Source organism: Klebsiella sp. X13, assembly GCF_003323835.1.
Lineage (GTDB): Bacteria > Pseudomonadota > Gammaproteobacteria > Enterobacterales > Enterobacteriaceae > Klebsiella > Klebsiella ornithinolytica.
In genome coordinates, this window is sequence record NZ_CP030874.1 from 1,358,914 (window position 1) to 1,381,521 (window position 22,608).

The window sequence follows — 22,608 nt, forward strand, 5'->3', positions numbered from 1 at the left end:
TGCCCAATTCCCCTGTTTTATGTGTTGCTAAAACTCGTCTTATTTTAACAAAATGTTACCTTCATCCATAGGCAGCGCCGGTGTTGCTCATTATAATGCGCGCCAGGCCATACGATCGTATGCGCAACAACAGAACATTTTATTAGAGGTAATCATGGCTATTGAACGTACTTTTTCCATCATCAAACCAAACGCGGTGGCAAAAAACGTTATTGGCAGCATCTTTTCTCGCTTTGAAGCTGCAGGGTTCAAAATCGTCGGCACCAAAATGCTGCACCTGACCGTTGAACAGGCTCGCGGTTTCTACGCTGAGCACGAAGGTCGCCCGTTCTTTGACGGTCTGGTTGAGTTCATGACTTCCGGCCCGATCGTGGTCTCCGTTCTGGAAGGCGAAAACGCCGTTCAGCGTCACCGTGACCTGCTGGGCGCAACCAACCCGGACAACGCGCTGGCAGGCACCCTGCGCGCAGACTACGCCGACAGCTTCACCGAGAACGGCACCCACGGTTCCGACTCCGTTGAATCTGCCGCTCGCGAAATTGCGTTCTTCTTCGCCGAAGGCGAGGTTTGCCCGCGCACTCGCTAATCTCCTGCGTCTTTCAGGCCACTGCTTTGTTGGCTTCATTCGCGCACCCGGGTCACATAGTTATCTCTGTTCCCGGGGATTTGCGAACGTGCCGTCTCGCCGTGAGCTGAAATACTTTGGCGATCCTGGTCCTCGTCTTTTCGCCAATCGAAAAGCCATAGAGGATGAAGTACGCAGCAACAGATTTTTTCATCATTGCCGCGTGCAAACGTGGTATTGATGCAGCAGAATTTGTACAATGCAGCGCCCCTGGACGAGCACTCGTTCATAGGGGCGTTTCTTTTTTCAACCCTCCTGGGGCCATAACGTGTAACAACGAGGCCGGAATAGATTATGTCTGAACATATTGTCACACCTGATACCGCCGCTCTGACGGTGCCGAACAAAGATGCCAAAATCAACCTGCTGGACCTGAACCGTCAGCAGATGCGCGAGTTTTTCAAAAACATGGGTGAAAAACCCTTCCGCGCCGATCAGGTGATGAAATGGATGTATCACTACTGCAGCGACAACTTTGATGATATGACCGATATCAACAAGGTGCTGCGCAACAAGCTGAAGGAAGTCGCGGAGATTCGCGCGCCGGAAGTCGTTGAGGAGCAGCGCTCCAGCGACGGTACCATTAAATGGGCGATTGCCGTCGGCGATCAGCGCGTGGAAACGGTCTATATTCCGGAAGACGATCGTGCGACGCTGTGCGTTTCGTCGCAGGTTGGGTGCGCTTTAGAGTGTAAATTCTGCTCGACCGCGCAGCAGGGTTTTAACCGCAATCTGCGGGTTTCAGAAATTATCGGCCAGGTATGGCGCGCGGCGAAAATCGTCGGTGCGGCCAAAATTACCGGCCAACGCCCGATCACCAACGTGGTGATGATGGGGATGGGCGAGCCGCTGCTGAACCTGACTAACGTCGTTCCGGCGATGGAAATCATGCTGGACGATTTCGGTTTTGGCCTGTCGAAACGTCGCGTGACGCTTTCTACTTCTGGCGTGGTCCCGGCGCTGGATAAGCTCGGCGATATGATCGACGTGGCGCTGGCGATCTCCCTGCACGCCCCCAACGATACGATTCGTGATGAGATCGTGCCGATCAACAAGAAATATAATATTGAGACCTTCCTGAACTCGGTTCGCGGCTATATTTCGAAATCCAACGCTAACCAGGGTCGCGTCACCATTGAGTACGTCATGCTGGATCACGTCAACGATGGTACCGAGCATGCCCATGAACTGGCGGCGCTGTTGAAAGATACGCCGTGCAAGATCAACCTGATTCCCTGGAACCCGTTCCCGGGGGCGCCGTACGGCCGTAGTTCAAACAGCCGTATCGACCGTTTCTCCAAGGTGCTGATGGAATATGGCTTTACCACTATCGTGCGTAAAACGCGCGGCGATGACATTGACGCCGCCTGTGGACAGCTGGCCGGCGATGTTATCGACCGGACCAAGCGTACGCTGCGTAAACGCATGCAGGGCGAAGCCATCGATGTGAAGACGGTCTGATAAATGACGCAGCGCACGGCATGAAGCATGCGCTGCGGATTTATGCCTAATCGCCAGGCGAAATACGCTGATTCGGGCAATAATTACGGTGCGTTTTTGTCGACTTTGAGGCAGTATGTAGCGGCACTACAACCGCTTAGCATTCAATATTGATAAGTATCTGTGATAGTGGGTCATACGGACTTATACTCTTCGTGTGACGTTTAGCAGATGTTTCGCGGCGCGGGGTTAACCGGCGCTGAACTTTAAATTCACGTACCAGTAGTTGTCGAATGAACACTGAAGCCACTCAAGACCATCAAGAAGCAAATACGACGGGCGCGCGTCTACGTCATGCCCGTGAACAACTCGGACTCAGCCAGCAAGCGGTGGCGGAGCGCTTATGCCTGAAAGTTTCCACGGTTCGTGATATTGAAGACGACAAGGCGCCGGCCGACCTGGCCTCTACGTTCCTGCGCGGCTACATCCGCTCCTATGCGCGCCTTGTGCACATTCCGGAAGATGAACTGCTGCCAATGATGGCAAAACAGGCCCCGATTCGTGCCGCGAAAGTTGCGCCGATGCAGAGCTTCTCCCTGGGAAAACGCCGTAAAAAGCGTGACGGCTGGCTGATGAGCTTCACCTGGCTGGTGCTGTTTGTGGTCATTGGCCTCAGCGGCGCCTGGTGGTGGCAAGACCATAAGGCCCAGCAGGAAGAAATTACCTCAATGGCCGACCAGTCAACCGCTGAACTGAATGCGGGCGACAGCAGCCAGAGTATTCCGTTGGATACCGGTGCCGGCAGCACGGCAGCGGACAGCACTGCCAACAGCGCGCCGGTTGATACCACCCCTGCGCCGATGGCCTCTACCCAGGCGCCGGTTGATAATAACGCCGTTGTGGCGCCGTCTCAGGCCAATGTGGATAGCGCACCGACTGCCGCGGCGCCGACCTCTCCACTGCCAACCGCCCCGGCTAATGCCGCCGCTACCGCCGCTGCGGCCCAGGATTTGGTCCTGAACTTCTCTGCCGACTGCTGGCTGGAAGTGAGCGATGCAACCGGTAAAAAACTGTTCAGCGGTTTGCAACGTAAGGGCGGTAATCTGAACCTGAGCGGTCAGGCGCCTTATAAGCTGAAAATTGGCGCACCGGCAGCGGTACAGATTCAGTATCTGGGTAAACCCGTCGATTTGAGTCGTTTTATCAGAACTAACCAGGTTGCGCGTCTGACCCTTAATGCCGAAACATCACCGGCGCAGTAACAGACGGGTAACGCGGGAGATTTTTCATGCATAACCAGGCTCCGATTCAACGTAGAAAATCAAAACGTATTTACGTTGGGAATGTGCCGATTGGCGATGGTGCTCCCATCGCCGTACAGTCGATGACCAATACTCGCACCACCGATGTGGCTGCGACGGTAAACCAAATCAAAGCCTTAGAGCGCGTTGGCGCGGATATCGTCCGCGTCTCCGTTCCGACGATGGATGCAGCGGAAGCGTTCAGGCTCATCAAGCAGCAGGTCAACGTCCCGCTGGTCGCCGATATCCACTTTGACTACCGTATTGCCCTGAAAGTGGCGGAGTACGGTGTGGACTGCCTGCGTATCAACCCGGGCAACATCGGAAACGAAGAACGTATCCGCATGGTGGTTGATTGCGCCCGCGATAAAAATATTCCTATCCGTATCGGCGTCAACGCCGGTTCGCTGGAAAAAGATCTGCAGGAAAAGTACGGCGAACCAACGCCGCAGGCGCTGCTGGAATCAGCCATGCGTCATGTCGATCATCTCGATCGTCTCAACTTCGATCGCTTTAAGGTCAGCGTGAAGGCTTCCGATGTCTTCCTGGCGGTGGAATCTTATCGTCTGCTGGCGAAGCAGATCGATCAGCCGCTGCACCTTGGGATCACTGAAGCCGGCGGCGCCCGCAGCGGCGCGGTGAAGTCGGCGATCGGCCTGGGGCTGCTGCTGTCTGAAGGGATCGGCGATACCCTGCGCGTTTCCCTGGCGGCGGATCCGGTTGAAGAGATCAAGGTCGGTTTCGACATTCTGAAATCCCTGCGCATCCGCGCCCGCGGGATCAACTTCATCGCTTGCCCGACCTGTTCGCGTCAGGAGTTCGACGTTATCGGCACCGTTAACGCGCTGGAGCAACGTCTGGAAGACATTATTACGCCGATGGATATTTCGATTATCGGTTGCGTGGTGAACGGTCCGGGCGAAGCGCTGGTTTCAACGCTTGGCGTGACCGGCGGCAATAAAAAAAGCGGCCTCTATGAAGATGGCGTGCGTAAAGACAGGCTGGACAACGACGATATGATCGATCAGCTGGAAGCACGGATTCGTGCTAAAGCCTCGATGCTTGATGAAGCGCGTCGCATCAATGTTCAGCAGGTTGAAGAGAAATAATCCGGGGCGGTGTATCACTTCCCGTGTATGATTGAACCCGCAGACGCGCGGCGTCGGGGTTCATTTTTGTATATAAATAAAGAGAATAAACGTGGCAAAGAACATTCAAGCCATCCGTGGCATGAACGATTATCTGCCGGGCGAGACCGCTCTCTGGCAGCGCATTGAAGGCTCACTGAAACAGGTGCTCGGCAGCTACGGTTACAGCGAAATCCGTTTGCCGATTGTAGAGCAGACCCCGTTATTCAAACGCGCGATCGGCGAAGTGACCGACGTGGTTGAAAAAGAGATGTACACCTTTGAGGACCGCAATGGCGATAGCCTGACGCTGCGTCCGGAAGGGACGGCGGGCTGCGTACGTGCCGGCATCGAACATGGTCTCCTGTACAATCAAGAACAGCGTCTGTGGTACGTCGGACCGATGTTCCGCCACGAACGTCCGCAGAAAGGGCGCTATCGCCAGTTCCACCAGATGGGCGTTGAAGTCTTTGGCCTGCAGGGTCCGGATATCGATGCTGAGCTGATCATGCTGACCGCTCGCTGGTGGCGTGAGCTGGGCATCGCTGACCACGTTGCGCTGGAGCTGAACTCCATCGGTTCGCTGGAAGCGCGTGCAACCTATCGCGATGCGCTGGTCGCCTATCTTGAGCAGTTTAAAGATAAGCTCGACGAAGACTGCAAACGCCGCATGTATACCAACCCGCTGCGCGTCCTCGATTCCAAAAATCCGGAAGTACAGGCGCTGCTCAACGATGCGCCTGCGCTGGGCGACTACCTGGACGAAGACTCCAGAGCGCATTTCGCGGGCCTGTGTGCCCTGCTGGACGATGCTGGGATTCGCTATACCGTCAATCAGCGCCTGGTGCGCGGCCTGGATTATTATAACCGTACCGTGTTTGAGTGGGTCACCACCAGCCTCGGTTCCCAGGGAACGGTCTGTGCCGGCGGTCGTTATGATGGTCTGGTAGAGCAGCTGGGCGGGCGCGCAACGCCGGCCGTAGGCTTCGCTATGGGGCTGGAACGTCTTGTTTTACTGGTTCAGGCAGTAAATCCGGAATTTAAAGCCGATCCTGTTGTCGATATATACCTGGTGGCTTCCGGAACCGATACCCAGTCTGCAGCGATGCGTCTGGCTGAGCGGGTTCGCGATGAGCTGCCCGGCGCTAAGCTGATGACCAACCACGGCGGCGGCAACTTTAAGAAACAGTTTGCCCGCGCGGATAAATGGGGCGCTCGCGTTGCTCTGGTGGTCGGTGAATCAGAAATTGCTGACGGAAACGTGGTAGTGAAGGATTTACGCTCAGGTGAGCAAACTACCGTAACGCAGGATAGCGTTGCTGCGCATTTGCGCGCACTTCTGGGTTAATCTCCCGGGAATCATTAGTCAGGAGAAGGACTGCGTGGAAACGTATAACAACGAAAACGATCAGGTCGATGCGCTCAAGCGTTTCTTTGCCGAAAATGGCAAAGCGCTGGCCGTTGGTGTGATTTTAGGGATTGGCGCGTTGGTTGGCTGGCGCTACTGGAGTTCGCATCAGCAGGATACGGCGAGAGAATCCTCTTTAGCCTATGAAAACGCCATTTCCGCGCTCAAATCAGACAAGCCGGAAGCGATCGGTTTGGCGGAAAAGTTTGCTGCCGATAGCAAAAACAGCTATGGCGCGTTTGCTTCTCTGGAGCTGGCCCAGCGTTTTGTCGATAAGAACGATCTGCAAAATGCCGAAAAGCAGCTTCAGCAGGGCCTGGCCGCCGCGCCGGATGATAACCTGAAGTCGGTTATCAATATGCGTCTTGCGCGTGTGCAGCTGCAGCTGAAGAAACCTGATGAAGCGCTGAAAACCCTTGATGGTATTAAAGGTGAAGGCTGGGTCGCTATTGTTGCCGATCTCCGTGGTGAGATTCTGCTTAACAAAGGCGATAAGCAAGGCGCTCGCGCGGCCTGGGAAGCTGGCGTGAAAAGCGATGCTTCACCTGCGCTCAGCGAAATGATGCGTATGAAAATAAATAATCTGTCCATCTGAGAGGGACTCGATGCAATTGCGTAAATTACTTTTGCCAGGGCTGCTTTCCGTTACCTTATTAAGCGGTTGTTCGTTGTTTAACAGCGAAGAAGATGTGGTGAAAATGTCACCGCTGCCGACGGTGGAAAATCAGTTTACGCCGTCCACGTCCTGGAGCACCTCTGTTGGCGATGGTATCGGCGATTTCTATTCTAACCTGCACCCGGCTTTTGCCGACGGCGTAGTCTATGCGGCCGATCGTAAGGGCACCGTCAAAGCGCTGAACGCTGACGACGGGAAAGAGGTGTGGTCGGTGAACCTGGCTGAAAAAGACGGCTGGTTCTCTCGCACGCCTGCGCTGCTCTCTGGCGGTATCACCGTTTCCGGTGGTCATGTCTATATCGGCAGCGAAAAAGCGCAGCTGTTCGCCCTGAATACCAGCGATGGTACGGTGGCGTGGCAGGCTCGCGTTGCGGGTGAAGCGATTTCTCGCCCGGTCGTCAGCGACGGCATGGTTCTGGTTCACACCAGTAACGGTCAGCTGCAGGCGCTGAATGAAGCGGATGGGGCGGTGAAGTGGACCGTTAACCTGGATATGCCGGCGCTCTCTCTGCGCGGTGAATCTGCTCCGGCGACCGCCTATGGCGCAGCCATCGTTGGCGGCGATAACGGTCGCGTTAGCGCCGTGCTGATGCAGCAAGGGCAGATTATCTGGCAGCAGCGTATCTCCCAGGCGACCGGACCGACGGAAATCGATCGTCTGAATGACGTCGATACGACCCCGGTTATCGTCAACGGTGTGGTATACACGCTGGCGTATAATGGCAACCTGACCGCGCTGGATCTGCGCAGCGGCCAGATCATGTGGAAGCGTGAGCTGGGTTCCGTGAACGACTTTATCGTTGACGGCAACCGTATCTACCTGGTCGATCAGAATGACCGCATCCTGGCGCTCTCCACCGAAGGTGGCGTGACGCTGTGGACGCAAAGCGATCTATTGCATCGCCTGCTGACCGCGCCGGTGTTGTATAATGGCAACCTGGTGGTCGGTGATAGTGAAGGCTATATGCACTGGGTGAACCCGGAAGATGGTCACTTTGTGGCTCAGCAGAAAGTGGATAGCTCCGGCTTCCGTACCGACGCGGTGGTAGCCGATGGTCGACTGCTGATCCAGGCAACCGACGGCACGCTGTATTCTATTACGCGTTAGTCGTGGCGGCTTACCCCGCGGCTCTTGAGTTTCTTCGCGGCGGCCGGCAACGCAGCCGGCGGCGACGTTCACTGAGAGACAACGGGTATAGTGCGAATTGAGAAACGGCTCCTGGCAGACAGGGGCCGTTTTGACTTTTTTAAAAACGTCGTTAAATCGATGTTGCATAGCAATTTGTAAGAGGCATTTAACATGATACCTGTGGTCGCGCTTGTCGGGCGCCCTAATGTTGGAAAATCCACGCTTTTCAACCGTTTGACGCGCACTCGTGATGCGTTGGTCGCGGATTTCCCGGGGCTGACTCGTGACCGTAAGTACGGTCGTGCTGAAGTTGAAGGTCGTGAATTTATCTGTATCGATACCGGCGGTATCGATGGCACAGAAGATGGCGTTGAAACCCGTATGGCTGAACAGTCGCTGTTGGCGATTGAAGAGGCGGACGTCGTGCTGTTTATGGTCGATGCGCGTGCGGGCCTGATGCCTGCTGATACCGCGATCGCCAAACATCTTCGCTCGCGTGAAAAGCCGACTTTCCTGGTGGCGAACAAAACCGACGGCATTGATGCCGATCAGGCCATTGCCGACTTCTGGTCGCTGGGTCTCGGGGATATCCATCCGATCGCTGCGTCTCACGGTCGCGGCGTGACCAGCCTGCTGGAGCACGTCCTGTTGCCGTGGGCCGAAGAGATCGACCCGTCGGAAGAGGTCGATGAAGATGCGGCGTACTGGGCGCAGTTTGAAGCGGAACAGAACGGTGAAGAAGCGGAAGAGCCGGAAGACGACTTCAACCCGCAAGATCTGCCGATTAAGCTGGCGATTGTGGGTCGTCCGAACGTGGGTAAATCCACGCTGACCAACCGTATCCTGGGCGAAGACCGCGTGGTGGTCTACGACATGCCGGGAACCACGCGCGACAGTATCTACATTCCGATGCAGCGCGATGAACGTGAATACGTGCTCATCGACACCGCGGGCGTGCGTAAGCGCGGTAAAATTACCGACGTGGTCGAAAAATTCTCGGTCATCAAAACGCTGCAGGCCATTGAAGATGCCAACGTGGTGATGCTGGTTATCGATGCGCGTGAAGGGATTTCCGACCAGGATCTTTCTCTGCTTGGTTTTATCCTCAACAGTGGCCGTTCGCTGGTGATTGTGGTCAACAAGTGGGATGGCCTGAGCCAGGAAGTGAGAGAGCAGGTTAAAGAGACGCTGGACTTCCGTCTGGGCTTCATTGACTTTGCACGTATCCACTTTATCTCCGCACTGCACGGCAGCGGCGTAGGTAACCTGTTCGAATCCGTACGCGAAGCGTATGACAGCGCGACCCGTCGCGTCGGGACGGCGATGCTGACCCGTATCATGACCATGGCGGCAGAAGATCATCAGCCGCCGCTGGTGCGTGGTCGTCGCGTGAAACTGAAATATGCCCATGCCGGCGGTTATAACCCGCCGATTGTGGTCATCCACGGTAATCAGGTAAAAGATCTGCCGGACTCCTATAAGCGTTACCTGATGAACTACTTCCGCAAGTCGCTGGACGTAATGGGTACGCCAATTCGTATCCAGTTCAAAGAAGGGGAAAACCCGTTTGCCAACAAACGCAATACCCTGACGCCGAACCAGATGCGTAAGCGTAAACGCTTGATTAAACACATCAAGAAAAGCAAGTAATCCAGTAATAGAGAAACCCGCCGCTGGCGGGTTTTTTTTATCTCGTAACAACTCGCGACATTGGTGAATCCACGTTCGCCGCCCGTTCGATGTGTATAATACCCATATTATTTCCACCGACTTACTGGCAGGTCACTATGCAGACTGGATTTGTTGGGCTGGGCGCGGTAGTCGAAACCGCTTATCTTCCCGCGCTGAGGCATTTGGGGATCCCCATGAACGAATGCTGGGGTTTCGATGCGAATCCTGGCAGAAGATTACCGGGAATAACCCGCTGTGCGTCACTAGCGGCAGTGCTCGGAAAGCCGTTAGATCTGCTATTTATCACCACCGCGTCGTTGCAGCATCTTCCGGTGCTGGAGGCGGCGCTGGCATCAGCCTGTCCGCGCATTGTGGTGGAAAAACCGGTTGTTGCGACTCTTGAACAAATGACCCGTCTGCGTGAGCTGCTCAACGAGCCGCAGCATGCGCGGCGGGTACTGGCGCTCGATCACTGGATGGCGCGGGACGGTGCGCTGAAGCTGGCATTGGGTGAGCTGGACGAGCGCTGGCAGGGGGAAGATGCGGCGCAGCCCCGTCGGCCTCTGCTGTCATCAATCCAGGATATCGCCCGTATTGACGGATTTTTGCAGGAGCCCAGCGGATTTAACGACCAGGGCGAGCCCGTGGCGCTCAATTTTGCCACCGGTGAGCCGGATACGCGCCAGCTGCGTCATCCTGACGGCGTGATTCTTGATATTGGTACGCATGTGCTGGCGATGCTGCGCGAAACAATCCGCTACTGTGGTGGGACGGATGAGATGCACCTTGAAGTCCGGCAGGTCAGCGATCGCCTGGGCCATGCCATTGCCCGGGGAGATACGCAAACCGCGGAAGGCAAGGCCCATCTGCAGGGGCAACTCAGCGGCATCCCGCTCAATATCTGGCTGAACAAATATGCCGGACCGGCGGGAGGACAAAAAGGGCTGCGCATCTGGCTACGCGATGGGCGCATTATCAATCAGGACCGGCGCGATAATTGCGAAGTGGTGGAGCTGATTGCTGGCGATCGTATTGAGCGCTGGCGGCGTCCGGGCGCTATCTATGAGCATTGCCTGGGCGAGCATATTCTGGGAACAGAGAGCCTGTTTGTTCGCGCTCCTGAGGAAGTGTCCCGGTTAACGCAGCGACGGATCAACGAAGTGGCGCTCTTGCTTGAGCTACAGCAGCAATTGCGTGGGCCACACTGAACCACCGCCGTGGTAAACTGGGCGGACGAACATTCGGTAAGGAATCATCATGGAACTTGCATGCCCCATCTGTCGCGCGCCGTTGTCAGTAGAGGATCAGAATGCACGCTGTCAGCACTGTGCGAAAGCGTTTGCCCTGCAAGCCCGCTGCCCGGATTGCCACAAACCGCTGGAGGTTTTAAAAGCGTGTGGCGCAGTGGATTATTTTTGCCAGAACGGGCACGGGCTGATTTCGAAAAAACGCGTGGAGTGGGCGGCGGTAGAATAACCGTTGTTACTTTTTCTTCGCCCGGGTTTTCTTCACGGGCGTAATCGTTTTGACTTCGCTTGCGACCCAGCCGTCATTTAAACGAGTGGTCAGCATATCGCCTGCCTTCACCTGTTTGGTTTGCTTCAGCACTTTGCCGTCGCTGGCTGAGGTGACGCTATAGCCGCGGGCCAGCGTTGCCAGCGGACTCACCGCCTCCAGATGGGTCACCGCGTTGCCGAAGCGCTCGCGGCGCTCGCTTAAACGCGAACGGATGCTCTCGGCGAGGCGGTATTCGAGTTGCTGAATGCGCGACTGATGACGGTGGATGCGCGGCTGCGGGTTTTGCATGTTCAGACGCTGAATGACGCGTTGTTGACGCTGATCGGCGCGTTTCATCTGCGTCTCAAGCGCAAGGCGCATTCGCTCCCGTAGCCTTTCCAGCGCCGTTTGCTGGCGCACTAATCGTAGCTGCGGATGCTGTTGCTGAAGACGATGGAACAGCTGGGTAAAACGACGGTGACGGTTGGCGATAAAATAGTCCATCGCCATTTCCAGACGCTGCTGTCCGGATTGCAGCTGGCGCAGCAGCTCCTGCTGATTGCGGCTGACAATCTCTGCGGCCGCTGAAGGGGTTGGCGCCCGCAGGTCGGAGACAAAATCGGCGATGGTGACGTCGGTTTCATGGCCGACGGCGCTGACGACCGGGATGCGGCTGGCAAAAATCGCCCGCGCTACCCGCTCATCGTTGAAGCTCCATAAATCTTCCAGAGAACCGCCGCCGCGGCCAACGATCAGCACATCGCACTCTTCGCGAAGGTTGGCTAATTCTATGGCGCGAACGATTTGCCCTGGCGCATCGTCGCCCTGAACCGGCGTGGGGTAGATAACGACCGGCAGCGACGGATCGCGTCTTTTCAGCACGTGCAGAATGTCGTGTAGCGCCGCGCCGCTTTTCGAGGTGATGACGCCCACGCAGCGCGCAGGGGAGGGGAGGGCTTGCTTATACTGCTGATCGAAAAGACCTTCCGCCGCCAGCAGCGCTTTTAACTGTTCATACTTTTGCTGTAACAGCCCTTCGCCGGCAGGCTGCATACTCTCAACGATAATCTGATAGTCGCCGCGCGGCTCATACAGGGTGATATTGGCACGCACCAGTACCTGCTGGCCGTGCTGCGGGCGAAAAGTGACCCGACGGTTGCTGTTGCGGAACATCGCGCAGCGCACCTGGGCGTTATCGTCTTTTAAGGTGAAGTACCAGTGGCCGGAAGAGGGCTGGCTGAAGTTGGAGATCTCGCCGCTGATCCAGACCTGACCCATTTCCTGTTCCAGCAGCAGGCGAACCGTCTGATTTAGGCGGCTGACCGTGAAAATTGCAGGGGATTGAGATGGTAACATGTGAGCAAGATCAAATTTTAAATCAGCAGGTTATTCAGTCGATAGTAACCTGCTGATGGACGATCGCAAGTATTATTTTCAAAAAAGGGTAGATGCAATCGGTTACGCTCTGTATAATGCCACGGCAATATTTATCCACCCTGGTCGAGATATTGCCCATGCTACGTATCGCTAAAGAAGCTCTGACGTTTGACGACGTCCTCCTCGTTCCCGCTCATTCTACCGTTCTGCCGAATACTGCCGATCTCAGCACCCAGCTGACGAAAACCATTCGTCTGAATATTCCTATGCTCTCCGCAGCCATGGATACCGTAACAGAAGCGCGCCTGGCAATTGCCCTGGCACAGGAAGGCGGCATCGGCTTTATTCACAAAAACATGTCCATCGAGCGTCAGGCGGAAGAAGTTCGCCGCGTGAAGAAACATGAGTCCGGCGTGGTTTCCGATCCGCAGACCGTACTGCCTACAACCACCCTGCGTGAAGTAAAAGTGCTGACCGAGCGTAACGGTTTTGCCGGTTATCCGGTAGTGACCGAAGACAACGAACTGGTCGGTATCATCACCGGTCGCGACGTTCGCTTCGTGACCGACCTGAACCAGCCCGTCAGCGTTTACATGACGCCGAAAGAGCGTCTGGTTACCGTGCGTGAAGGCGAAAGCCGCGAAGTCGTGTTTGCCAAAATGCACGAAAAACGCGTTGAAAAAGCGCTGGTTGTTGATGCTGGCTTCCATCTGCGCGGCATGATTACCGTTAAAGATTTCCAGAAAGCGGAACGTAAGCCGAATGCGTGTAAAGATGAGCATGGTCGTCTGCGCGTCGGTGCAGCGGTTGGCGCAGGCGCGGGCAACGAAGAGCGCGTAGATGCGTTGGTTGCTGCAGGCGTTGATGTTCTGCTGATCGACTCCTCCCACGGCCATTCTGAAGGCGTTCTGCAGCGCATTCGTGAAACCCGTGCTAAATATCCTGACCTGCAAATCATCGGCGGTAACGTGGCTACCGGCGCCGGCGCGCGTGCCCTGGCTGAAGCGGGCGTGAGCGCGGTGAAAGTAGGTATCGGCCCTGGTTCTATCTGTACTACCCGTATCGTCACCGGCGTTGGTGTCCCGCAGATTACCGCCGTCTCAGACGCGGTAGAAGCGCTGGAAGGTACCGGCATTCCGGTTATCGCCGATGGCGGTATCCGTTTCTCCGGCGATATCGCCAAAGCAATCGCTGCTGGTGCTGCTGCCGTGATGGTCGGCTCCATGCTGGCGGGCACCGAAGAGTCCCCGGGTGAAATCGAGCTCTACCAGGGGCGTTCTTACAAATCTTATCGCGGTATGGGTTCTCTGGGTGCGATGTCCAAAGGCTCTTCTGACCGTTACTTCCAGAGCGACAACGCCGCGGACAAACTGGTGCCGGAAGGTATCGAAGGCCGCGTTGCTTATAAAGGTCGCCTGAAAGAGATCATTCACCAGCAGATGGGTGGCCTGCGCTCCTGTATGGGGCTGACCGGTTGTGGTACCATCGACACCCTGCGTACTAAAGCGGAATTCGTGCGTATCAGCGGTGCTGGCATCCAGGAAAGTCACGTTCACGACGTGACGATCACCAAGGAATCCCCGAACTACCGCATGGGCTCCTGATTTTCATCGCCCGGTCATGCGCCGGGCGATTTTATTTAATCGCTACTGCTCTGGAATAAACGTCAATGACGGATAACATTCATAAACATCGCATTCTAATCCTGGACTTCGGTTCTCAGTACACCCAGTTGGTTGCGCGTCGCGTACGTGAATTAGGGGTATATTGCGAGCTGTGGGCCTGGGACGTAACGGAAGCTCAGATTCGTGAGTTCAATCCTAGCGGCATCATTCTTTCCGGCGGCCCGGAAAGCACCACTGAACATAACAGCCCGCGCGCGCCGCAGTATGTTTTCGAAGCCGGTGTACCGGTGTTTGGCGTTTGCTACGGTATGCAGACCATGGCAATGCAGCTGGGCGGCCACGTAGAAGGCTCTAATGAGCGCGAGTTCGGCTATGCGCAGGTTGAAGTTGTTACCGATAGCGCGCTGGTGCGCGGTATCGAAGACTCCCTGACCGCTGAAGGTAAACCGCTGCTCGACGTCTGGATGAGCCACGGCGACAAAGTCACCGCGATCCCGTCTGACTTCGTAACCGTTGCCAGCACTGAAAGCTGCCCGTTTGCCATCATGGCGAACGAAGAAAAACGCTTCTATGGCGTGCAGTTCCATCCGGAAGTGACCCACACCCGTCAGGGTATGCGTATGCTGGAGCGCTTCGTGCGTGACATCTGCCAGTGTGAAGCCCTGTGGACGCCGGCAAAAATCATCGACGATGCCGTTGAGCGTATCCGCCAGCAGGTTGGCGATGACAAAGTGATCCTCGGCCTCTCCGGCGGCGTGGACTCCTCCGTGACCGCCATGCTGCTGCACCGCGCTATCGGTAAAAACCTGACCTGCGTCTTCGTGGACAATGGTCTGCTGCGTCTGAACGAAGCCCAGCAGGTTATGGACATGTTCGGTGATCACTTCGGTCTGAACATCGTTCACGTGGAAGGCGAGAAGCGCTTCCTGGACGCGCTGAAAGGCGAGAACGATCCGGAAGCCAAACGTAAAATCATCGGCCGCGTGTTCGTCGAAGTGTTCGACGAAGAAGCGCTGAAGCTGGAAGATGTTAAATGGCTGGCGCAGGGAACCATCTACCCGGATGTCATCGAATCCGCAGCGTCTGCAACCGGTAAAGCACACGTCATCAAATCTCACCACAACGTGGGCGGCCTGCCGAAAGAGATGAAAATGGGGCTGGTTGAACCGCTGCGTGAGCTGTTCAAAGACGAAGTGCGTAAGATTGGTCTGGAGCTGGGCCTGCCGTACGACATGCTGTACCGTCATCCGTTCCCGGGGCCGGGTCTCGGCGTTCGCGTACTGGGCGAAGTGAAGAAAGAGTACTGCGATCTGCTGCGTCGTGCGGATGCTATCTTCATCGAAGAGCTGCATAAAGCTGACCTGTACAACAAAGTGAGCCAGGCGTTCACCGTGTTCCTGCCGGTCCGCTCTGTCGGCGTAATGGGCGATGGCCGTAAGTACGACTGGGTCGTTTCCCTGCGTGCGGTCGAAACCATCGACTTTATGACCGCCCACTGGGCGCACCTGCCATATGACTTCCTTGGCCGCGTTTCCAACCGCATTATCAACGAAGTGAACGGCATTTCCCGCGTCGTCTATGACATCAGCGGCAAGCCGCCGGCAACCATCGAGTGGGAATAACTCCCCGGCGTGGTTAAACGAAGCCCTCTGTTTTATCAGGGGGCTTTTCTTTTTGACCGCCGGATTAATGCTGAGTGTTATCGCTGAACTGCGGCACTTCCGTTGAGAAACGCGCGCTGCGGGCATCGCGTTCATAACCCTGATTCTGGCTCAGAATCGCATAGAGCTCGGGGCGTCTGCCGTGAATCCAGCGTCGGCCTGTGGACATGGCCAGCAGGTTTAAATCCAGCGTGGTGCAGACCAGGGTGTCTTCAAACGCATCGGTCTCGGCAATAATGCGGCCATAGGGATCGATAATCATCGCATTTCCGGTACGCACCTCCCCGTTGTCCAGCCCGACGCCATTGCTGAATAAGATAAACATCCCATTATCATGCGCTCTTGAGGGCAGCCAGCGGAGCAACCATTCCCGACCGTTACGGCCCTGAAATGCGGCTTTCAGCGCGTCAGGATCCTGATACCGGTTCTGCCAAAGGGCAACGGGAACGGGCTTCATCCCGAACGGGCTGCGGGAGTTCGTGCCGCCGGTTTGATGGGGGGCCAGCAGAATATCCGCGCCCAGCAGCGCGGTAGCCCGGGCATTTTCCGTCAGGTTATTGTCCCAGCAGATCAGAACGCCAACTTTCACTCCCCACGGCGTATCGAAGACGGTGAAGCTATTCCCCCGGTCTATCGCCGGATGTTCAAAGGCGTGCAGCTTGCGGTGGATATGCCTCTGGCCATCCGGCATACAAACGACGTAGGTGTTATACAGACGATCGTCACTCGCTCTTTCAATCAGCCCTACGCCAATCGCCATCTCATAACTTTGCGCCAGGCGGGCAATTCTCGCCAGGGAAGGACTGTCGTCAATGGTCTCGGCCAGCGAGCTTACCTCCTCGGCGCTGAGATCGATAACGTGCCAGTATCCGGTAATGCACATTTCGGGAAAGGCCAGAATGCGGGTCCCTTCGCCGGCTGCCTGATGAATAAAGCGTTCCATAATGCCCAGGTTATAGGACTTATCATTAGCGCGGTGGCAGAACTGTACCGTAGCCACCTGGAGTTCGTTGTTCATAGGTCTCTTCTCGTTGCGAAAAACTGAGCTCATTACGCCAGCAGAGACACAGGATGTATAATCACGCTTTCTCCGCGTTTGATAAGGGACTGGAATGGACATCAGATTAATACGGGCGTTCGTCACTCTGGCCCAGCTGCGACGCTACCATGCGGCGGCGGAGAGGCTTTGTTTGACCCAGCCGGCGCTGACGAAACAAATCCAGACCCTGGAACATCTGACGGGCATGACTCTTTTTCAGCGGGGGCGGCAGGGAGCGCAGCTGACCGCGGCGGGGGAGGCTATCTATTCTCAGGCCTGCCATTTTGTAGCGCAGCATGACCAGTTTTGTGCCTGGACGGAGCAGGTCCGGCGCGGAAACGTCGGCACGCTGGCGCTGGGGTTCGGCATCTCAACCTTCCAGCTGGCCCCGGCGCAAGTTAAAGCCTTTCGCCAGCAGTTTCCCGATATTGAGGTCTCCCTCAACGATATCGCTTCCCACGAGCAGTATCGAATGTTACTGGAGGGGCAGCTGCATGCCGGGTTCGTGCGGATGCCTGTTCCGGAGGCGCTGGAGGCCCGGGCGCTGATGGAAGAGAGCCTGGTGCTTGCCGTGCCCGCTGGCGCAACGGAGGCGCTCCCGGATATCGCCTCGGTGCTCCGACAGTTCCCGCTGCTGCAAATTAACCCACGGCGCGGCCGGGGGTTAGCAGAGCAAACGGCGCATTTCCTGCAAATCAACCGCCTGTCCGCTGACATCGTGACGGATGCTGACGATATTCACACCCTGCTGGCGCTGGTTGCCGCCGGAAATGGTGTTGCGCTGCTTCCTGCCGGCGCATGTCATCTTCTGCCGGCAGGCATAAAGCTCGTTACCGTGACGGGGGAGGGCGCGCAATGGCAGGTTGGCCTGGCCTGGAATCCTCAGGCGGCGGACGCCGTCCGCGATCGTTTTATCGCAATGGTCTGTCGGAAAAACGGGGAGATACCTCCTCGCTAAGGGGCGTGCAGGTATCGCCACGAAGCTCAGGAATCAATGGCTACCGGCATCGTCTCGGGTGGCCGACGGGACTGGCTCCGGGCAATGGCGAGCGCCAGCGCGGCGACCACCAGCGTCAGCGCAGCGGAAAAACCTAAGCTTCCCTGAACCCCGAACTGCTGAGTTAACCAGGCGTAGGCAAACGGGGAGGCGGCAGCCAGCAGCTGGGCGGGGATCAACAGGATACCGGTGCGTCTGGCGTAATCCTCGGCGGCAAAAAGCTCTAGCGGTAGCGTGGCTTTAAATACCGTCGTTAACCCATTGATAGCGCCATAGCCCAGCACAAATCCGCCGGCGGTGCCGAGGAGATAAGGCCCGCTCAGGCCAAGGGCGAAACAGACCGGCATCAGCAACGTGGTCAGCAGCGTAAGTCGAAGTGGCGTGAGCACCGAACCCGAGGCGACCTCCAGAAAGCGGGCGCCGGTCTGGCCAATGCCCCAAAGCATCCCCGCCGCCACCGGCAGACCGTAGTGGGCGATAAATTCCGGCAGGTGGGTGGAGGTTCCATTAGAAACAAATGTCACCAGCGCGATCAGCGCCGCATACAGCAGAGCAACCTGTCTCTGCTGGCGGGAAGCGGGCCGGTGCGCTTCTGGCCGTATCGCCGCGGGTCGCCTGGCGTTCGGCATTCGCCAGAGCAGCAGCGCGCTGAACAGGCCCAGCAGGGCATAAACCAGCAGCGCCTCCCGCCAGCTCATCATCGTCAGCAAAAATGCGCCCAGTGGCCAGAACAGAGCGGAAGCCAGGCCGCCAGCCAGCGTCACGCGGGAAATGGTGCGTCTTGCCTGCTGACCGTAAAGATTCACCAGCGCGGCAAACAGCGTATCATACAGCGCCAGACGCATTCCGATACCGGTAAGTAGCCAGGCGCCCAGCCAACCGGAGAGAGTCGGTACGGCCGCCATGATGAAGCATCCTGCGGCGATCGCCAGCGTGCCGCTGACCACAATGTGCTGGCCGCCAAACCGGGCCAGCAGGCGGGCGACAAACGGGGAGATCGACGCCATTATCAACATGGCGATCGTCAGGCCGAGGTAGATTTGCGTCGTTGGCCAGCCGGTGTCCTGCTCGATAGCCCGGGAAAAAGTGCCCGGCATATAAAATGAGATCCCCCAGTTAATCAGCTGATTGCATCCAGCGGCAAGCGTCAGCATGCCGGACGCGGCGCGTCTGTTTTCCATATTTTTCATCGTATCTCAGTCTGTTATGCAGTTGCCGGCAGCATAACCTGCGCGCTATTGTGCAGGCAGACTCGTTGGTTTATGACCCTTATAAGAGAAACTTTGAGATGACGACGCTTAATCTGGGACATCTGGCTACTTTCCGGCTGGTGGTACAGCGGGGGAGCTTCTCGGCTGCTGCGGATGTCCTGGGGCTATCGCAGCCCGCGGTCAGCCTGCAGGTACGTCAGCTGGAACAGTTTCTGCAGACCCGGCTGATTGAGCGGACCGGACGGGGGATTAAAGCGACGGCGGCCGGTATGGCTCTGCTGGCTCACGGTGACAATATTGAACGGGCGGTCAGCGCGGCGGTACTGTCGGTGAGCGAGTTTAATCGCGAAATCAGCGGCGCGATAACGCTCGGAACGGGGGCCACGGCCTGCATACATCTTTTACCGCCGGTCTTACAGCAGCTGCGGCAGGCGCATCCGCTGCTGACGGTAGGCGTGACGACCGGAAATACGCTGGATATCGTGCGCGCCGTGGAGGAGAACCGACTCGATCTCGGACTGGTCACGCTTCCGGCCCACGGGCGCAACCTGGCAATAGATCCGCTGGTGGATGAGGAGTTTGTGTTTATTTTTGCCTGTGGACAGGATGCGCTGCCGCTGGAGCTGACGGCGGAAGTGCTGCAGGCGCTGCCGCTGATTGCCTTTGAGGCCGGGAGCGGAACCCGGGAGCTGATTGATGGCTGGTTTCGTGCCAGCGGGCGGGATATTTCGCCGGTGATGCAGCTGGGCAGCATTGAAGCCATCAAGCGAATGGTGCGCGCCGGACTGGGATACAGCATTGTTCCACGCATGGCGGTGGCGCATCATGACGATCGGCAGGGGTTACGCGTTCAATCGCTGACGCCACTACTCCACCGTCAGTTGGGGGTCGTGATGCGTCAGGATAAAATTCTCAGCAAAGGGATCGGCGAGATGCTGCGCCTGCTGCGAGAGGTGCAGTTTACCGTTTAAAGCAATGTTATGCCGTACTGGCTGGCACCGTAATGTGCTGGCTTATTCCCGCGGCGTGGTATCAACCGGGATCGTCGATTGCTGGGACTCGATCTTGTCCTGATGATGATACCAGGCGCCAATAGAAGAGTAGACAAAGCGTCCAAAGAAGAAGATAAAGCTGATAAGCAGTACGATACGGGTCATGCGACGGTTAAATCGATGTCGTTTACGCATACTGGGTGCCTGACTCACAAAAGGTTCCTTGAGGTATACCCACAACTGGGGCGATAAGGGTATTAAGGCACAGGAATGCAGCAGGGTCAATTGATGGGGATGTAAAAATCCGCCGCTCAAACATTACTTAATGTTATGTAAGATAATTATCACATTCACATCCTTTTTCTTTCATTCGAACAGACGCATAAAAATAAGCTTTATTAATCATAGCTAAAAGATTTATTGATTTATATCAACAGTCCGCGTGTGCTGATAACTAAAATCTCTTGCCTGTTCCGCGTAGGTATTCCTTATGCGGCTAGGATGGTTAGGTTGGATGCCTACCTGAATATACCCAGCGGGAATTTGGGTTATCTGTAGAGCATCAATGAAAATAATTAAACAATACAGACTGTATCGGGATAAATGGTGGGCGCTTCCGCTGATTTTACCCCTGCTTTTACTGCCTCTGGCGCGAGGGGCAAATTCCTATGCCGTGCTGGATGGTAGTGAAGTTTCGCTTTACTATTTACCGTTGGCGCTGGTCCAGAGTCTTATGCTGTTTTTTGATGTGGCAGCGCTGCCCGGTATTATCATCGGTCTGCTGTGCACCGTGGCCCGGGGAATGAATCCGTGGGAGGCGATTGTGGTCGTTTTCCATTTTCTTATCCCGGCGGTTTTGTGCTGGGGCGGCTATCGGATTTTTGTGCCGCGCCGCCAGCATATTTACCACGGTAACGTGAGCCTGATGCCGTATCGCCTGTTCTGGCAGATGCTGCTGCCATCGCTCATTTTTCTCATACTTTCTCAGATTGCCGAGTATCTCGGCATGCATCCGCGGACGACGGGGCTGGTCGGGATCGATCCGCTAAGTTTACGCTCCCTGATTACTTTTCAGGCCTTGATGGTAGGCGGTTTAACCGGCGTTCCGCTGTGCTATTTATTGATTCGTATTCTTCGCAATCCTTTTTATCTGCGTAGTTTTATTTCACAGGCGAAGTTACAGGTTGATCCAAAAATAAAATGTGGTGAATTTGTTTTATGGTCGATAACATTGTTAATGTTATTGGGTTTGTTATTAATACCGCTGAATGGTCAGAGTACGATATTTAGCACAAACTATACATTGTCATTACTCATGCCGGTAATGTTGTGGGGCGCGATGCGCTTTGGCTATCGCTGTATCGCAATGATTTGGACGCCGGTTTTAATCATCATTATTCACTTTCATTATCGCTATTTGCCTTTCTCTCCGGGATATGCCCATCAGCTGGCCATAACCTCTTCGAGCTATCTGGTGTTCTCTTTTATTATTACTTATATGGCCATGCTGGCGACCCGGCAGCGTCTGATTCATGCCAGGGTACGGCGGATGGCTTTTCTCGATCCGGTTGTCCATATGCCCAATTTACGGGCGCTGAGTCGGTCGTTGGACAGCGCAATGTGGTCGGTGCTGTGCTTTTTACGCATTCCTGAGCTGGAGCTGCTGGGGCGCCATTATGGCGTTATGCTGCGCATTCAATATAAACAAAAACTGGCTGAACATCTGGGCGATTTACTCCAGCCGAACGAGGCCGTTCACCATCTGGCTGGACACGATCTGGTGCTCCGTCTGAACAGCGGCGATCATAAGGCGCGCATTGCCGCGCTGGATGAACGTATCCAACGGTTTCGCTTTATCTGGGACGGTATACCTCTGCAGCCCGCGGTAGGGATTAGTTACTGCAGCGTGCGCTCACCGGTGAAGCACCTCTATTTGCTTTTAGGCGAGCTGAATAACATTGCTGATATGTCTCTGACCAGCGGCCAGCCAGAAAATATGCAGCGTCGCGGGGCTATACATATTCAGCACGGCTTACGGGATAAAGTGGTGATGATGAACCAGATCCAGCAGGCGCTGGAGCAGAACCATTTTTGTCTGATGGCGCAGCCGATCGTCGGTATTCGCGGTGACAACTATTATGAAGTTCTGCTGCGCATGGCGGGAGATGACGGGGAGCTCATTTACCCGGATGATTTCCTCCCGGTGGCGCATGAGTTTGGCCTGTCATCCCGTATTGACCTGTGGGTACTGGAGAATACGCTCGCCTTTATGAACCAGCAGCGGACAATTTTACCCGGTCTGCGGCTGGCGGTGAATCTTTCGCCGGTCTCCGTCAGCCGGAGCCAGTTTCCCGGCGAAGTGGAGCGGCTGCTGGCGCAGTATCATGTTGAACCGTGGCAGTTATTATTTGAGTTAACGGAAAACCACTCGCTCAGCAACCCTGAGCAGGCACGGCAAACGCTGGCGCATTTGCAGGCGCTGGGATGTCGGGTGGCGATCGATGACTTTGGTACCGGCTACGCCAGCTACGCGCGCCTGAAAACGCTGAACGTTGATCTGCTGAAGATTGACGGTAGCTTTATTCGTAATTTGCACTCCAGCAGTCTTGATTACCAGGTCGTGGCATCGATTTGCCATCTGGCGCGGATGAAGAATATGCAGGTGGTGGCGGAGTGTGTGGAAACGCCGGAGATTCGACAGGCGGCGCTGTCATTGGGGATTGATTATCTGCAGGGGTACGAGATTGGCCAGCCGGTTCCACTGGCGTCTCTGGTGACGGCGGTAACGGCTGAAGCGAGCTGATGGGGAAGAAGCGGGCCGGGTGAGAGCAA

General features: G+C 56.0%; 18 protein-coding genes and 1 pseudogene. 15 read left to right on the forward strand and 4 right to left on the reverse strand.

Annotated elements, in window-relative coordinates; genetic code table 11:
- The first annotated feature begins 154 nt into the window (after positions 1 to 154).
- From ndk to DSD31_RS06675, 10 genes are all read left to right on the forward strand, one after another.
- The gene (gene ndk / locus DSD31_RS06630) at positions 155 to 586 is read left to right on the forward strand and encodes a nucleoside-diphosphate kinase (RefSeq protein ID WP_004866348.1); all 432 of its coding nucleotides are present in this window, start codon (positions 155 to 157) and stop codon (positions 584 to 586) included.
- Between the two features lie 333 nt (positions 587 to 919).
- Positions 920 to 2,086: a dual-specificity RNA methyltransferase RlmN gene (gene rlmN / locus DSD31_RS06635; protein WP_004866345.1), complete on the forward strand. Its 1,167-nt coding sequence runs from the start codon at positions 920 to 922 to the stop codon at positions 2,084 to 2,086.
- Between the two features lie 272 nt (positions 2,087 to 2,358).
- Positions 2,359 to 3,327, forward strand: a complete 969-nt coding sequence (gene rodZ / locus DSD31_RS06640) for a cytoskeleton protein RodZ (protein WP_113990915.1) — start codon at positions 2,359 to 2,361, stop codon at positions 3,325 to 3,327.
- Between the two features lie 26 nt (positions 3,328 to 3,353).
- Positions 3,354 to 4,475, forward strand: a complete 1,122-nt coding sequence (gene ispG / locus DSD31_RS06645; RefSeq protein WP_004866336.1) for a flavodoxin-dependent (E)-4-hydroxy-3-methylbut-2-enyl-diphosphate synthase — start codon at positions 3,354 to 3,356, stop codon at positions 4,473 to 4,475.
- A gap of 91 nt (positions 4,476 to 4,566) precedes the next feature.
- Positions 4,567 to 5,841 carry a histidine--tRNA ligase gene (gene hisS, locus DSD31_RS06650; RefSeq protein ID WP_004866334.1) on the forward strand — a complete coding sequence of 425 codons (1,275 nt, stop codon included), beginning with the start codon at positions 4,567 to 4,569 and terminating at the stop codon, positions 5,839 to 5,841.
- A 34-nt stretch (positions 5,842 to 5,875) separates the two neighbouring features.
- Positions 5,876 to 6,496, forward strand: a complete 621-nt coding sequence (locus tag DSD31_RS06655) for a YfgM family protein (RefSeq protein WP_113990916.1) — start codon at positions 5,876 to 5,878, stop codon at positions 6,494 to 6,496.
- A gap of 10 nt (positions 6,497 to 6,506) precedes the next feature.
- A complete protein-coding gene (bamB, locus tag DSD31_RS06660; RefSeq protein WP_004866328.1) occupies positions 6,507 to 7,685 on the forward strand; it encodes an outer membrane protein assembly factor BamB in 1,179 nt (392 codons plus the stop codon).
- Positions 7,686 to 7,877: 192 nt separating this feature from the next.
- Positions 7,878 to 9,356 carry a ribosome biogenesis GTPase Der gene (gene der / locus DSD31_RS06665; RefSeq protein WP_004866324.1) on the forward strand — a complete coding sequence of 493 codons (1,479 nt, stop codon included), beginning with the start codon at positions 7,878 to 7,880 and terminating at the stop codon, positions 9,354 to 9,356.
- A 137-nt stretch (positions 9,357 to 9,493) separates the two neighbouring features.
- The gene (locus tag DSD31_RS06670) at positions 9,494 to 10,585 is read left to right on the forward strand and encodes a Gfo/Idh/MocA family oxidoreductase (protein WP_069476531.1); all 1,092 of its coding nucleotides are present in this window, start codon (positions 9,494 to 9,496) and stop codon (positions 10,583 to 10,585) included.
- 49 nt (positions 10,586 to 10,634) lie between these two features.
- The gene (locus DSD31_RS06675) at positions 10,635 to 10,853 is read left to right on the forward strand and encodes a zinc ribbon domain-containing protein (protein WP_071359709.1); all 219 of its coding nucleotides are present in this window, start codon (positions 10,635 to 10,637) and stop codon (positions 10,851 to 10,853) included.
- Positions 10,854 to 10,859: 6 nt separating this feature from the next.
- On the opposite strand, the gene xseA is transcribed toward DSD31_RS06675, so the two are convergent.
- Positions 10,860 to 12,230, reverse strand: coding sequence for an exodeoxyribonuclease VII large subunit (xseA, locus tag DSD31_RS06680; RefSeq protein WP_113990917.1), 1,371 nt, complete (start codon positions 12,228 to 12,230; stop codon positions 10,860 to 10,862).
- Positions 12,231 to 12,388: 158 nt separating this feature from the next.
- On the opposite strand from xseA, the gene guaB reads away from it, so the two are divergent.
- Entirely contained in the window at positions 12,389 to 13,855 is a 1,467-nt protein-coding gene (guaB, locus tag DSD31_RS06685) for an IMP dehydrogenase (protein WP_004866245.1), read from the forward strand.
- Between the two features lie 65 nt (positions 13,856 to 13,920).
- The gene (gene guaA, locus DSD31_RS06690; RefSeq protein ID WP_004866242.1) at positions 13,921 to 15,498 is read left to right on the forward strand and encodes a glutamine-hydrolyzing GMP synthase; all 1,578 of its coding nucleotides are present in this window, start codon (positions 13,921 to 13,923) and stop codon (positions 15,496 to 15,498) included.
- A gap of 64 nt (positions 15,499 to 15,562) precedes the next feature.
- On the opposite strand, the gene DSD31_RS06695 is transcribed toward guaA, so the two are convergent.
- The gene (locus DSD31_RS06695; protein WP_075808328.1) at positions 15,563 to 16,555 is read right to left on the reverse strand and encodes a nitrilase family protein; all 993 of its coding nucleotides are present in this window, start codon (positions 16,553 to 16,555) and stop codon (positions 15,563 to 15,565) included.
- Between the two features lie 94 nt (positions 16,556 to 16,649).
- On the opposite strand from DSD31_RS06695, the gene DSD31_RS06700 reads away from it, so the two are divergent.
- Entirely contained in the window at positions 16,650 to 17,534 is an 885-nt protein-coding gene (locus DSD31_RS06700) for a LysR family transcriptional regulator (RefSeq protein WP_048024168.1), read from the forward strand.
- A gap of 26 nt (positions 17,535 to 17,560) precedes the next feature.
- Here DSD31_RS06700 and DSD31_RS06705 read toward each other — a convergent pair whose 3' ends face one another.
- Complete coding sequence (locus DSD31_RS06705) at positions 17,561 to 18,763, reverse strand: MFS transporter (protein ID WP_113990918.1); 1,203 nt, start codon at positions 18,761 to 18,763, stop codon at positions 17,561 to 17,563.
- A 72-nt stretch (positions 18,764 to 18,835) separates the two neighbouring features.
- Here DSD31_RS06705 and DSD31_RS06710 point away from each other — a divergent pair.
- Positions 18,836 to 19,755: pseudogene (locus tag DSD31_RS06710) on the forward strand (LysR family transcriptional regulator).
- A 42-nt stretch (positions 19,756 to 19,797) separates the two neighbouring features.
- Here DSD31_RS06710 and DSD31_RS06715 read toward each other — a convergent pair.
- On the reverse strand, positions 19,798 to 19,989 hold the full coding sequence (locus DSD31_RS06715; RefSeq protein WP_015583719.1) for a YfgG family protein: 192 nt from the start codon (positions 19,987 to 19,989) through the stop codon (positions 19,798 to 19,800).
- Positions 19,990 to 20,341: 352 nt separating this feature from the next.
- Between DSD31_RS06715 and DSD31_RS06720 the strand changes: the two genes are divergently transcribed.
- Positions 20,342 to 22,579, forward strand: coding sequence for a sensor domain-containing phosphodiesterase (locus DSD31_RS06720; protein WP_048024164.1), 2,238 nt, complete (start codon positions 20,342 to 20,344; stop codon positions 22,577 to 22,579).
- The last annotated feature ends 29 nt before the right edge of the window (positions 22,580 to 22,608 follow it).